This window comes from Luteimonas soli (assembly GCF_042648865.1).
GTDB classification, from domain to species: domain Bacteria; phylum Pseudomonadota; class Gammaproteobacteria; order Xanthomonadales; family Xanthomonadaceae; genus Luteimonas; species Luteimonas soli.
The window spans coordinates 75,830-89,414 of the sequence record NZ_JBHRYA010000007.1 but is presented as its reverse complement, the minus strand read 5'-3'; the positions used below and the strand labels follow the sequence as shown (position 1 = coordinate 89,414).

At 69.7% G+C, this 13,585-nt stretch carries 11 protein-coding genes; 2 read left to right on the top strand and 9 right to left on the bottom strand.

Features of this window, described 5'->3' with window-relative positions; genetic code table 11:
• Positions 1-12 precede the first annotated feature (12 nt).
• Positions 13-1,422, bottom strand: a complete 1,410-nt coding sequence (locus ACFONC_RS07800) for a DcaP family trimeric outer membrane transporter (RefSeq protein WP_386743170.1) — start codon at positions 1,420-1,422, stop codon at positions 13-15.
• Between the two features lie 159 nt (positions 1,423-1,581).
• On the opposite strand from ACFONC_RS07800, the gene acs reads away from it, so the two are divergent.
• Entirely contained in the window at positions 1,582-3,537 is a 1,956-nt protein-coding gene (gene acs / locus ACFONC_RS07795; RefSeq protein ID WP_386743169.1) for an acetate--CoA ligase, read from the top strand.
• 263 nt (positions 3,538-3,800) lie between these two features.
• Here acs and ACFONC_RS07790 read toward each other — a convergent pair whose 3' ends face one another.
• Entirely contained in the window at positions 3,801-4,196 is a 396-nt protein-coding gene (locus ACFONC_RS07790) for an endonuclease domain-containing protein (RefSeq protein WP_386743168.1), read from the bottom strand.
• Between the two features lie 174 nt (positions 4,197-4,370).
• Between ACFONC_RS07790 and ACFONC_RS07785 the strand changes: the two genes are divergently transcribed.
• Positions 4,371-5,039: a response regulator gene (locus ACFONC_RS07785; protein ID WP_386743167.1), complete on the top strand. Its 669-nt coding sequence runs from the start codon at positions 4,371-4,373 to the stop codon at positions 5,037-5,039.
• Between the two features lie 18 nt (positions 5,040-5,057).
• Here the strand turns inward: ACFONC_RS07785 and ACFONC_RS07780 are convergent, their stop codons facing one another.
• The 7 genes from ACFONC_RS07780 to ACFONC_RS07750 all read right to left on the bottom strand — a co-directional run.
• The gene (locus ACFONC_RS07780; RefSeq protein ID WP_386743166.1) at positions 5,058-8,513 is read right to left on the bottom strand and encodes a hybrid sensor histidine kinase/response regulator; all 3,456 of its coding nucleotides are present in this window, start codon (positions 8,511-8,513) and stop codon (positions 5,058-5,060) included.
• Positions 8,514-8,990: 477 nt separating this feature from the next.
• A complete protein-coding gene (gene rpmG, locus ACFONC_RS07775; protein ID WP_027079588.1) occupies positions 8,991-9,155 on the bottom strand; it encodes a 50S ribosomal protein L33 in 165 nt (54 codons plus the stop codon).
• A gap of 10 nt (positions 9,156-9,165) precedes the next feature.
• Positions 9,166-9,402 (bottom strand): 50S ribosomal protein L28, encoded by a 237-nt coding sequence (rpmB, locus tag ACFONC_RS07770; RefSeq protein WP_027079589.1) that lies wholly within the window; start codon positions 9,400-9,402, stop codon positions 9,166-9,168.
• A gap of 278 nt (positions 9,403-9,680) precedes the next feature.
• Entirely contained in the window at positions 9,681-11,474 is a 1,794-nt protein-coding gene (locus ACFONC_RS07765) for a DUF885 domain-containing protein (RefSeq protein ID WP_386744608.1), read from the bottom strand.
• An 89-nt stretch (positions 11,475-11,563) separates the two neighbouring features.
• Positions 11,564-11,890, bottom strand: a complete 327-nt coding sequence (locus tag ACFONC_RS07760) for a lipid-A-disaccharide synthase N-terminal domain-containing protein (RefSeq protein WP_386744607.1) — start codon at positions 11,888-11,890, stop codon at positions 11,564-11,566.
• 192 nt (positions 11,891-12,082) lie between these two features.
• Complete coding sequence (locus tag ACFONC_RS07755) at positions 12,083-12,823, bottom strand: glycosyltransferase family 2 protein (protein WP_386743165.1); 741 nt, start codon at positions 12,821-12,823, stop codon at positions 12,083-12,085.
• 30 nt (positions 12,824-12,853) lie between these two features.
• A partial coding sequence (locus tag ACFONC_RS07750) for a ParB/RepB/Spo0J family partition protein (RefSeq protein ID WP_386743164.1) occupies positions 12,854-13,585 on the bottom strand: 732 nt, incomplete at its 5' end.

The window sequence follows — 13,585 nt, the reverse complement described above, 5'->3', positions numbered from 1 at the left end:
GGATGTCTCCCCTTAGAAGCTGTACTTGACGGTGGTCTGGATGCGCTTGAGGTCGCCTTCGCGGTCGTCCTCGAGCGAGCGCTGGCCCCACATCAGTTCGGCGCCGACGTCGAGCTTCGGGATCGGCGAGTAGATCAGGTTGGCGTGGAACGACTGCGCGCGTTCGGTCACGCCGAATCCGGTCAGCGCCTTGTCGTTGTCGAACTGCGCCGCCGAATACATCAGGTTGCTGCGCAGCTTCGCGCTCCAGGCGTGGCGCCAGGCGACGAAGCCGCCGTAGCCGTCGAGCGCGTGCAGTTCGCCGTTGGCGTCGAGCACCGTGTCCGTGCCCAGGCCGAATGCCATGTAGCGGCCGATGCCGCTGCCGGCGTTGGCCATGTAGCGGATGTCGTCGTTCGCCCCGAGGTTGAACTTGCCCGAGACGCTCACCGCGCCACCGGTTTCGGTTTCCTCGCCGTACTTGAACTGGCGTAGCAGCGCGGCCACGGTGAAGTGGCCCCAGTCGCCCTTGGTGAGCCAGCGGCCGGTGAAGTCGGGCAACACGCCGTCGCCGCTGTTGAAGCGCGAGGTGCCGAGGTAATCGGTGACCGTGGTCTGCGGGTTCTCGACCGAGAACGACCACGGCCCGCTGGTGTAGCGCAGCTGCGCCTGGCGCACGAAGATGGTGCCGTCGGTGACGCCGACGAAGTCGACGGCTTCCGGCAGTGCTGCGGTGTCCTGGAAGTTCGACCAGGTCTGGCCGGCCAGCCAATTGTTCCAGCTGACGTAGGCCTGGCGCAGCGTGATCGCGTAGGTGTTGGTCGAAGTCTCGTTGCCGGCGAAGGAGTTGTTGCCGCCGCCGTACATGTCGGCCTCGATGTAGGCCTTGAGCTTGTCGCCGCCGTCGGTGACGGTGTCGGCGCTGAACCAGAAGCGCGAGAACTGCGCGTGCACGTCGGTGTAGGGGTCGCCGCCGTCCGCGCCTTCATCGCCCACCGGGATCGCGCTGGGCAGGTAGAACAGGCGGCCAGCGGAACCGTCGGCGATGCGGCTGTCGCTGGTGTCGGTGGCCATCGCGTCGAGCTTGATGAAGCCGCCATAGGTGAACGTAGTGCCGGGGTTGGCGCTGGCGTTGATCGCGGTGGCCTGGATCGGCTGCTTGCCGGCCGGCACCGCCGCGGGCGCCTGCGCCTGCGCGGTCTTCACCTCGGTCACCTGCGCCTGGGTGTCGGCGACGGCGCTTTGCGTCTGCTGCTGCTGCGCCACCAGCTGCTGCACCATCTGTTCGAGCTGCGCGACGCGCGCTTCGAGTTCCTTTTCCTTTGCCGTCTGCGCCAGCGCCGCGCCGGGTAGCAGCAGGGCGACGGTGACGGACAGCGCCAGCAATCGGCGATGCGTGGCGGCAGCGGGCATGCGCCCGCCGGTACTGCTCGATGCAGTCATGGAGTCCCCTCCCAGGGCTTCGCGTTGGAGTGCGCCGGCAGGGTGCGCGACCGTCACCGGTGCGTCGATTCGCCATTGGTCGCCTAGACGAAGGTCTAACGCCGGCCGGTCCACGATGGGGCACACTTGTGCGGTTCCCGCGTCAATCCGGTGGAGGCCATGCCAGACATTCCCGAGATCTATCCCGTCCCCGACGATTTCGCGGCCAGCGCCGCCATCCGCCACGACGACTACGAGCGCCTGTACGCCGAATCGGTCCGCGACCCTGACGCCTTCTGGGGCAAGGTAGCCGAGCGCCTGGACTGGGACCGCAAGCCGACCAGGATCCGCGACGTCAGCTACGACCTGAAGGACTTCCACATCCGCTGGTACGCCGACGGCGAGCTCAACGCCAGCGTCAACTGCCTCGACCGCCACCTCGCCACGCGCGGCGACAAGACCGCGCTGGTGTTCGAACCCGACGACCCGAATACGCCCGCGCAGAACGTCACCTACCGCGAGCTGCACGCGCGCGTGTGCAAGCTCGGCAACGCGCTGCGCAACCTCGGCGTGGGCAAGGGCGACCGCGTCACCATCTACCTGCCGATGATCGTCGACGCCGCGGTGGCGATGCTGGCCTGCGCGCGCATCGGCGCGATCCACTCGGTGGTGTTCGGCGGCTTCTCGGCCAACTCCATCGCCGACCGCGTGTGCGACTGCCAGTCGAAGCTCATCATCACCGCCGACGAGGGTCTGCGCGGCGGCAAGCCCATCGCGCTGAAGGCCAACGTCGACGCGGCGCTGAAGATGCCCGGCACCAACACCGTCGAGACCGTGCTGGTGGTGCGCCACACCGGCGGCGCGGTCGACATGCAGATGCCGCGCGACCGCTGGTTCGACGCCGTGGTCGACAGCCAGCCCGACACCTGCGAGCCCGAGCGCATGAACGCGGAAGATCCGCTGTTCATCCTCTATACCTCCGGCAGCACCGGCAAACCCAAGGGCGTGCTGCACACCACCGGCGGCTACCTGGTGTTCTGCGCCTACACCCACGAGGCGGTGTTCGACCTGAAGGAAGACGACGTCTACTGGTGCACCGCGGACGTGGGCTGGGTGACCGGCCACAGCTACATCGTCTACGGCCCGCTGGCCAACGGTGCCACCGCGGTGATGTTCGAGGGCGTGCCCAACTACCCCGATTTCTCGCGCTTCTGGCAGGTGATCGACAAGCACAAGGTGACGATCTTCTACACCGCGCCGACCGCGATCCGCGCGCTGATGCGCGAGGGAGACGGGCCGGTGAAGAAGACCTCGCGCGCCTCGTTGCGCCTGCTGGGCAGCGTCGGCGAGCCGATCAACCCGGAAGCCTGGCGCTGGTACTTCGACGTGGTCGGCGACGGCAAGCGCCCGATCGTCGACACCTGGTGGCAGACCGAGACCGGCGGCATCATGATCTCGCCGCTGCCCGGCGCGACCGCCGCCAAGCCCGGCTCGGCGACCAAACCGTTCTTCGGCGTGCAGCCGGCGATCGTCGACGCCAACGGCAAGGTCCTGAAGGGCGAGGCCGAGGGCAACCTGGTGATGCTCGACTCCTGGCCCGGCCAGATGCGCACCGTCTACGGCGACGACCAGCGCTTCGTCGACACCTACTTCAAGACCTATCCCGGCATGTACTTCAGCGGCGACGGCTGCCGCCGCGACGCCGACGGCTACTACTGGATCACCGGCCGCGTCGACGACGTGATCAACGTCAGCGGCCATCGCATCGGCACCGCGGAAGTCGAGAGCGCGCTGGTGCTGCATCCCAAGGTCGCCGAGGCCGCCGTGGTCGGCTTCCCGCACGACATCAAGGGCCAGGGCATCTACGCCTACGTCACGCTGGTGGCCGGCGAGGAGGAGAGCGAGGAGCTGCGCAAGGAACTGGTGCAGCAGGTGCGCCGCGAGATCGGCCCCACCGCCACGCCGGACTACATCCAGTGGGCGCCGGGCCTGCCGAAGACGCGTTCGGGCAAGATCATGCGCCGCATCCTGCGCAAGATCGCCGAGAACGCCCCGGACCAGCTCGGCGATACCAGCACGCTGGCGGATCCTTCCGTCGTCGACTCGCTGGTCAAGCAGCGGCGCGTGCCGGACTGAGCGTGGGGGGCGGCGCGGAAAGCAAATCCCCCCTGCCCCCCTTTTTCAAAGGGGGGAAAAGCGATGCGCGGCCACGCCCGGCCTGTCGCGTGGTTGCTTTCCGGTGCGAGGTGTTCCGGAGTGGAGCCGATTCCTCCGCACGGATCCCGGCGACCCCCAGAGCAGTCGAGGCATCGAACGCTACACACCCCCCTTTGAAAAAGGGGGGCAGGGGAGATTTGCCGTTGCCCTTGCCCCAGCCCTTGCCCTCCTCCCCACACCCCTCAGCGCCGCCGTGCCGCCACCTCCCGCCAGATGGCTTCAACCACCGCCCCGGTCTCCAGCAACACCTGCCTGTCGTCGAACCGCATCACCCGCAGCCCCATCCGCGCCAACGCCGCATCGCGAAGCCCATCGGCGCGCAAGCCTTCCGCCGTTGCGTGCTGCGCCCCGTCCAATTCCACCACGAGCTTCGCCCGCGGCGCGTAGAAATCGACGATGCAGTTCCCCAGCGGCTTCTGCCGATAGAACTGCACGCCGCAAAGCTGCTTGCCCCTGACCCGTTGCCACAGCCGCTGCTCCGCATCGGTCATGTCCCGCCGCAGGCGCCGCGCATAGGGTTTCAGGTATCGCCGGTACGGAACATGCCGCCAGTAAACCCGGCGCCCGCGACACCCCACAATCAGCCATGCCCCCGTCCCAATGTCAGACTTCCCCGCTTTTCCCCCCTTCAGGCAAGAGAGGCCTCCTGTTTCCCCCGGTCTGTTTCCCCCCTTTGAAAAAGGGGGGCCAGGGGGGATTTGCTTTTGCTTTTGCTGTTGCGCTGTCCCCGCGACCACCTCCAACCCCACCCCATGCCCACCCTCCTGATCGCCGACGACCACCCCCTGTTCCGCGAAGCCCTGCGCGGCGCCGTGCAGCGCGTGCTGCCCGACGCGCGCCTGCGCGAGGCCGAAGACGTCGACGCGCTGTACGCCCTGGTCGACGCCGAGCCCGACGCCGACCTGCTCCTGCTCGACCTCAACATGCCCGGCGCACAGGGCTTCTCCGCGCTGGTGCACCTGCGCGCGCTGCACCCGGAGCTGCCGATCGTGATGGTCTCCGCGCGCGAGGAGCCCGCGGTGATGCGGCGCGCGCTCGACCACGGCGCGATGGGCTTCATCCCCAAGTCCGCCGACGCCGCCACCCTCGGCGAAGCGATCACCCGCGTCCTCGACGGCGACCGCTGGGCGCCCGCCGCCGCCAACGCCGCGCCCGCGGCATCGGCCGACGAACACGACGCAGCGCAGCGCCTGCAAGGCCTCACCCCGCAGCAGTTCCGCGTCCTGCAGATGCTCGGCGAAGGCCTGCTCAACAAGCAGATCGCCTACGAACTGGGCGTCTCGGAAGCCACCATCAAGGCGCACATGACCGCGATCCTGCGCAAGCTCGGCGCCAGCAACCGGACGCAGGCGGTGCTGATCGCCGGGCGCCTGGCGCTGGATCCCGGTGCTGTGAAGCCGCAGCCGGAAGAAGCCGAGTAGCGCCGGGGACGCCGCCGCCTAGGCGCCGGCGTGGTCGCGCTGCGCCGCCAGGAACGCCCGTAGCGACGCCGGCTTGATCGGCTTGGTCAGCACCCGATAGCCGCGGGCGCGGGCGGCGCGCTTGAGGGCGTCGCTGCCGTCGGCGGTGAGCAGGGCACCGGGCAGGTGCGGGTGGCCTTCGCGCAGGGCGTCGAGGGCGTCGAGGCCGTCCAGGCGGTCGTGCAGGTGGTAGTCGACGAGCAGCACGTCGGGGCGTCCGGCCATCTTCGCCAGCGCTTCGTCGACTGTGGCCGCGCGCAGCACTTCCACCTCCCAGCGGCCCAGCAGGGCGGCCATGCCGGCGAGGATGTCGGAGTCGTTGTCCAGGCACAGCACGCGCATGCCCGTCAGCGAATCGGGCAGCCCGCCGCGCGGCATCGGCAGCGCGGCCACCGGGCCGCTCGCGCGCGGCACCAGGATCGAGAACATGCTGCCGCGCCCCGGCGTGGAGCGCACGTGCAGCGGCTGGTCGAGGATGTGCGAGATGCGCTGGCAGATCGACAGGCCCAGGCCCAGGCCCTGCTCGCCCCAGTTGGTGGGCTGCTCGTAGCGCATGAACTCCTGGAAGATCTGGCCCAGGTGGTGGTCGGGGATGCCGGGGCCGGTGTCCCACACCTGCAGCTCGACGCGCTCGCCGCGCGTGCGCGTGGCCAGCACGATCCGGCCTTCGCGCGTGTAGCGCAGCGCGTTGGCGAGGAAGTTCTGCAGCACCCGCCGCAGCAGGCGGCGGTCGCTCCGCACCGGCAGCGGGCGCAGGTGCAGGCGCAGGTCGATGCCGCGCGCGGCGGCCATCGGCGCGTATTGCGCGGCGAGCTGGCGCAGCAGGTCGCCGGCATCGAACTCGCTGAACTCCGGCTGCAGCGCGCCGGCATCCAGGCGCGAGACGTCGAGCAGGCCGTCGAGCAGTTCCTCGGCCGCGCGCAGCGAGGTGTCGACGCGTTCGGCCAGGTGGCGCTGCTCGGCCGGTTCGTTGGCTTCGCGCAGCGCCGAGGTGAACAGGCGCGCGGCGTTGAGCGGCTGCAGCACGTCGTGGCTGAGCGCGGCGAGGAAGCGCGTGCGCGACTGCTGCGCCTCGGTGGCCTCGCGGGTGCGCGCGGCCACGCGCTGTTCCAGCGTCTCGTTGACCTCGCGCAGCGCGGATTCGACGCGTTTGTAGTCGGTGACGTCGCTGTAGCTGGTGACGTAGCCGCCGCCGGGCAGCGGTTGGCCGCGCATTTCGATGACCTGGCCGGAAGCGCGCACGCGCTCGACCACGTGTGGCGACCCGGCGCGCATGTGGCCGATGCGCTTGTCGATCTGCGCCTGCACGTCGTCGGACTCGCCGTTGCCCGGCTCGCCGCCGCCAAGCTCGCCGCGCTGCGCGTTGTAGCGGATCAGGTCGGCGACCGGGCGGCCGACGTAGAGCATGCCGTCCGGATACCCGAACATCTCCTGGTAGCGCCGGTTCCACGACACCAGGCGCATGTCGCGGTCGACCACGCTCACGCCCTGGCCGAGGTTCTCCAGCGTGCTCGACAGGATCTCGCGGTTGAAGCGCAGCTCCTGCCCGGCCTCGTCGAGCACCGCGACCACCTCGGCCACGTCCATGCCCGAACCCTTGAGCGCGCGCGTGACCACCAGGCGCGCACTGGACGAGCCGATCGCCGCGGCCAGCATGCGCTCGGTGAACTGCACCCAGTGCCGGTCCGCCGCGGCGTGCGGGTCGAGCGCGTTGCCGCGGGCCTCGGCCTGCTCGGCGAACGATCGCCGCGCCGAGCGCTCGCCGACGATGCGCCCGGCCAGCGCCAGCAGGTCGGCGATCTGCACGCCGCTGTGCGAGGCGCCCGGCACGAGCGCCGGGCGCGCCGCGTAGGGGTCGAGGAACGGCGCGTTGCGCAATCGCTCGTCGAAGCCCGGCCGCCAGCGCGCCGACACCAGGAACAGCGCGCCGATGTTCAGCAGCAGCGACCAGAACGTGCCGTGGGTCAGCGGATCCCAGCCGACCAGCCCGAACAACTGCCGTGGCCGCAGCCAGCCGATGGCGAACGGCCCGTTGTCGATCCAGCTGCGGTTGAACCAGCCGGCGTCGGTCAGCGCCGGCAGCAGCAGCGTGTACATCCATGCGCCGAAACCGAGCAGCAGGCCGGCCTCGACGCCCTGGCGGCTGGCGCCGCGCCAGTACAGGCCGCCGATCAGCGCGGGCGCGAACTGCGCCACCGCCGCGAACGACATCAGCCCGTACGACGCCAGCGTGGTGTCGCTGCCGCTGACGCGGTAGTAGCCGTAGGCCATGGCCGCGAAGCAGCCGATCGCGATGCGGCGGATCCACAGCACCGTCGATGCGACGTTGCCGCCGTGACGCTGCGCCCAGCCGCGGCGCAGCAGCGGCGGCATCACCAGGTCGTTGCTGACCATCGTCGCCAGCGCCACGCTGGCCACGATCACCATGCCGGTGGCCGCGGAGAAACCGCCGATGTAGGCCGCCAGCGCCAGCCAGTCGCGGCCCTCGGCCAGCGGCAGCGCGAGCACGATGCTGTCCGGCGCGATGCCGGGATCGCCGTTGAACAGCGAGACGCCGGCGCTGGCGATCGGCAGCACCATCAGCGATATCACGGCGAGATACGTGCCGAACATCCAGCGCGCGCGGCGGATGTCGGCGACCTCCACGCACTCGACCACGGCGACGTGGAACTGCCGCGGCAGGCACAGGATGGCGGTGAACGCGAGCAGGGTCTGGCCGATGAAGCCGACGGGGCGGTGGTCGACCAGCAGCGCGCGCGTGGCGTCCGCCAGCTGCAGGTCGCGCCCGGCGAACCATCCGATCGCGAAGATCCCGACCGCGATCAGCGCCACCAGCTTGACCATCGATTCGAGCGCGATCGCCAGCATCATGCCCGGCCGGTGCTCGCTGGCATCGACCTGGCGGGTGCCGTAGAGGATCGCGAACAGCGCCATCAGCGCGGCGACGTACAGCGCGGGATCGCCGAGCGCCGAGTGCGACACCGCGCGCCCGCCGAGCACGCCCAGGCTGACCGCGACCGCCTTGTACTGCAGGGCCAGGTACGGAACCGCCGCGATCAGTGCGATCACCGACACCATCGCCGCCAATCGCTGCGAACGGCCGTAGCGCGCGGCGATGAAGTCGGCGATCGAGACCGTGCCCTGCGACTGCGCCACCAGTGCGAGGCGTTCGAGGATGCGCCAGCCGAACAGCAGCATCAGCAGCGGGCCGAGGTAGATCGGGAAGTAGCCGATGCCGGTGCGCGCCGCCGTGCCGACCGCGCCGTAGAACGTCCACGACGAGCAGTACACCGCCAGCGACAGGCTGTAGACCAGCGGCCGCAGCCAGCTGCGGCCCTGCGAGTACTGCGGATGGCGGTCGCCCCACCACGCCACCACGAACAGCAGTGCGGCATAGGCCACGGAGACCAGCAGCAGGATCCAGCCAGGCAGCATGCGGTGCCCTCGATGGCGAGAGGGCGAGTGTAGCCGGCAGGCCGGGACGTGGATTGCGGGGGTGCTGTCGTAGGAGCGGCGGAAGCCGCGAGCTTTATGCTTGAAGGCAGGCCAGGGGCCGAGGGCCAAGGGCCAGAAGAAAGCGCTTGCTTTTGCTGCTGCCCCCTTTGGAAAAGGGGGTGTGGGGGATTTGCTCTTGATTCACCCCAAGAACTCGCGGCTTCCGCCGCTCCTGCAGGCGCCAACGCTGCGCGTTGGCTGGGGTGTGAAAAGCAAAGCCCGCCTTTCGGCGGGCTTTCTGGATCCCCGCTTTCGCGGGGATGACGATTCGCTGGCGCCAACGCTGCGCGTTGGCTGGGGGTTATTCAAAGAAAACCCGCCTTGCGGCGGGTGTTCTTCAAGTCGCTGGATCCCCGATTGAAGCACTCGGGGATGACGATTCGCTGGCGCCAACGCTGCGCGTTGGCTGGCGAATCGTCACTTGATCTTGCCTTCCTTGTAGATCACGTGCTTGCGGACGACGGGGTCGTACTTCTTGACCTCCATCTTGCCGGGGGTGTTCTTCTTGTTCTTGTCGGTGGTGTAGAAGTGGCCGGTGTTGGCCGAGGAGATCAGACGGATCTTGTCGCGCTTGGTAGCCATGGTGTCCTCCTCAGACCTTTTCGCCGCGGGCGCGCAGGTCGGCCAGGACGACGTCGATGCCGTTCTTGTCGATGGTGCGCATGGCGGCTGCGGAAACGCGCAGTTTCACCCAGCGGTTCTCACTGGCGACCCAGAAGCGACGCTCGTGCAGGTTGGGAAGGAAACGACGACGGGTTTTGTTGTTGGCGTGCGAGACGTTGTTGCCGCTCATCACGCGCTTGCCGGTGACCTGACAGGTCCGGGACATGACGCACCTCGATAGGTAATTGTTGTCGCCCATGGCCTGGGAGACGGCGGCCCCGGCGCATCCCGAAGGACGCGCCGCGCAATGCGGGAACACGGATCTGGCGGTGCGGGCGGGCGGAATCGCGCTTCCGGCCCGGCCCGGGCCGATGGATTGGCCAGACACAGCGAGCCGGGCATTATGCGGCCTGCGCCGGGTCGGGGCAAGGCCGGTTTCCGGGCCGCTGGCGGGCGTGGCGCGGCGGCCCGGGCGGCGCGGGGCGTCGGGGCGGCAGCCCCGACCTACGGGGCCTGGTTGGCCTCGGCGATGTAGGCCCGCACCTGCTTTTCCAGTACCGGCAGCGGCACCGAGCCCTGGGCCAGGACCACATCGTGGAACTTCTTCACGTCGAAGCGAGGCCCCAGCGCCTGCTCGGCCTCGCCGCGCAGGCGGGTGATGGTCAGCTCGCCGAGCTTGTAGCTCAGCGCCTGCGCCGGCCAGGAGATGTATCGGTCGACCTCGGTGGTGACCTCGTGCTCGGACAGCGCGGTGCGGTCGCGCAGGTAGGCCAGGGCCTGGTCGCGGGTCCAGCCCATGTGGTGCACGCCGGTGTCGATCACCAGCCGGCAGGCGCGCCACATGGCGTAGGTGAGGCGGCCGAAGTCCTCGTACGGGGTTTCGTAGATGCCCATCTCCACGCCCAGGTCCTCGCTGTACAGGCCCCAGCCTTCGCCGTAGGCGGAGATGTAGTTCTCGCGCCGGAACGCCGGCTGCGCGTCCTGTTCCTCGGCCAGCGAGCCCTGCAGCGCGTGGCCGGGCGAGGACTCGTGCAGGGTCAGTGCCGGCAGGTTGTACAGCGGGCGCGAGGGCAGGTCGTAGGTGTTGACCCAGTAGGTGTGGGCGCCGCCGCGGCCGGCGGTCCAGAACGGGGCGATGTCCGGCGGCACCGGCACGATGGTGAAGCGTCCGCGCGGCAGGGTGCCGATGACCTTGCCGACCTCGCCGTCGACGCGCTTGCTGATCCAGGCGGCGCGGCGCAGCAGTTCCTCCGGGGTCTTGGCGTAGAACTGCGGGTCGGTGCGCAGGAAGTGCAGGAAGTCGGCGAACGTGCTGTCTTGATGCCGGCCCTCGAAGCCAACCTTGCGGATGATCGCGTCCATCTCTCCCTGGATCCGGTCCACCTCGCGCAGGCCGATGGCGTGGATCTGCTCCGGGTCGAGGTCCAGCGTGGTGTATTCGCGGATCTGCTGCCGGTACCAGGCCTCGCCGCCGGGCATGGCCTCGGCGGCGAGCGTGTCGCGCGCGTTGGGCACGTATTCCTCGCGGAAGAAGGTAAGCAGCTTGCCGAAGGCCGGGATCAGCCGTTCGCCGATCGCCTTGCGCGCGTCGGCGCGAAGCTGTTCCTGCTCCGCTTCCGGGATCGACGCGGGCATCTTCTCGAGCGGCTTCCAGAACGCCGACTGCTGCGGGTCGTCGAGTTCGGCGACGTTGGCGATCGACACGTCACGCCCGGCCAGTACCGCCTTCGGCACGCTGAAGCCGCGCGCAAGGCCCGCGCGCATGTTTTCGATCTGCTGGTCGAAGTAGCGCGGCACGTCGGCGAGGCGGCCGATGTAGTTGCGGTAGGCGCGGGCGTCGCGCATCGGGCGGCGTGCCATGAAGGCCAGGTTCGACCAGAACGAGCTGTCGGAGTTGAACGGCATCTCGTAGTCGCGGAAGCGGATCGATGCGGCCAGGTTCTCGACCTGCGGCTTGTACACCGCGTAGTTGACCCGCTCGGCGGGCGAGAGCGCGGCCGGATCGATGCCTTCGAGCTGCTCGAGCACGTCGTCCCACATCGCCAGCCGGCGCTGCTGCGCGGCCGGGCCGACGTCGGGCAGGCGCGGCAAGTCGGCCTCGCCCTGTTCGTCCTCGTCGGCCGCGAAGCCGAACTCGTTCGCGCGCCAGGCCCATTCCTTCTCGTAGATGGCGCGGAACGCGGCGTCGGCGGCCTGCGTCGCGTCGGCGGCCGGCACGGGCGTGTCCGCCGCGGGCGCGGCCAGTGGCAGTGCGGCGGCCGTGGCGAGGGCAAGCGCGAGCGCGCCGTGGAGTCGGATGCGGTTCAAGGCGGTTTCCCGGTGGAAAACCACCATCCTAGCGGCGCGCCGCGTGCCGCGGATGTGGCGAAGGTCCGGGGCTTCCTGCGTCAGTGGCTGGCGCGATCGCGGCGCCAGCCGCGGTGGCGGATGTCCAGGTACAGGCTGTAGGCCGCGGTGAAGGCGGGGAACAGGTTCTGCACGATGCCCACCGAGTCCTGCTTGTGCGAGAACACGAAGTAGCTCAGCGTCATCAGGCTGCCGAGCAGGCTCATGTACCAGAACAGGCGCGGGATCACCGGCTTGCGGTGCTTGCGCGAGGCCAGGAACTGCACCACCCAGCGGCCGCCGAACATCAGCGCGCCGGTCAGGCCGATCAGCTTCCATGGCGACAGGTGCACGCCGGTCCATTCGAGCGATTCGATGGCGGTGTTCATGAAGTCGGTGGCGGGGATCATCGGCGGACTCCGGAGGGTTCGGGCGTTGTCATTCCGACCCCCGCGCAGGCGGGGGGGAGGGACCTCGATGCGCGCGAGGAAGATCCCTCACTGCGCCCGGGATGACAAGGCGGGAGCTGGAATGACAAGGCGGAAGTGGCGGTGGCGGGAAAGCGGTGGCCCGGGTGTTGCTCAGTCGACTTCCTCGACCGCGGTGACCTTGCCGCGCCTGATCAGCCACGCCACGCCGCGCAGGTCGCTGATGCCGACCAGCGCGCGGCCGAGGTTGTTGTACTTCGACACGCCGGTGGCGCGGTGGCGATGGTTGACCGGCACGCTCACGGTCTTCCAGCCGGCGCGCTGCATCAGTGCCGGCAGGTAGCGGTGCATGTGGTCGAACCACGGCAGGTCGAGGAAGGCGGCGCGCTCGAACAGCTTGGTGCCGCAGCCGGTGTCGGGGGTGTCGTCGCGCAGCATCCGCGAGCGGATCGCGTTGGCCCACTTGCTGGCCCAGCGCTTGCTGCCCGAATCCTGGCGGTCGACGCGCCAGCCGGCGAACAGCTTCACATCCGCCGGCGACTGCGCGCGCCGGGCGAGCAGCTTCGGGATGTCGGCTGGGTCGTTCTGGCCGTCTCCGTCGAGGGTCGCGATCCATGCCCCGCGCGCGGCCTTGACCCCGTTGCGGATCGCGGTGCTCTGGCCGCTCTGCACGGCGTGGCGCAGCACCCGCAGTTCGGGCACTTCGGCTTTCAGGCCGCGCAGCGCGGCGAGGGTGCCGTCGCCGGAGTGGTCGTCGACGTAGACGATCTCGAAGTCGCCGCCGTCGTCCGGCGCGCGCCTGCGCAATGCGGCGACGATCTCGCCGACCAGCGGCGCGACGTTGTCCTGCTCGTTGAACACCGGGACGACGACGGAAAGGCGGGGCGCATTCATCGGCCGATTATGCGCGTCGGAACGTCGGGATCAGGTCGTGGCGCGCAGCCGTTCGAGCACGCCGTCGAGCGTGTCCAGGCCGCTGTAGTGGATCACCAGCCTGCCCTTGCCGCTGCGGCCGTGGACCACGCTGACCCGGGTGCCGAGTGATTCGGACAGTTCGGTTTCCAGCGCGGCGATGTCGGCCTGCTGCCGCGCCTTGCCGGCGCCGGCCTTCTTCGACGTCGCCGGCACCTTGCCGACGGCGAACTGCTGCGCGCGGTGTTCGACCTCGCGTACCGACCAGCCGTGTTCGGCTGCGTCCGAGGCCAGCTTGCTGGCCAGCTCCGGCGACAGCGTCAGCAGCGCGCGCGCGTGGCCCATCTCCAGGCGCCGGGCCTCGAGCAGGGCGCGGATCGCCGGCGGCAGTTCCAGCAGCCGCAGCAGGTTGGACACCGCCGCGCGCGAGCGGCCGACGGTGCCGGCGGCCTGCGCGTGGGTGAGGTCGAACTCGTCGATCAGCCGCTGCAGCGCCTGCGCTTCCTCCAGCGGATTGAGGTCTTCGCGCTGGATGTTCTCGATCAGCGCCATCGCCACCACGGTGCGGTCGTCGGCATGGCGTACGACCGCCGGCACTTCGGCCAGCCCGGCCAGGCGCGAGGCGCGCCAGCGGCGCTCGCCGGCGATGATCTCGAAGGTGCGGTCGGGCAGTTCGCGCACCACGATCGGCTGGATCACGCCCTGCGCGCGGATCGACTCGGCCAGCTCGGCGAGCTTGTCCTC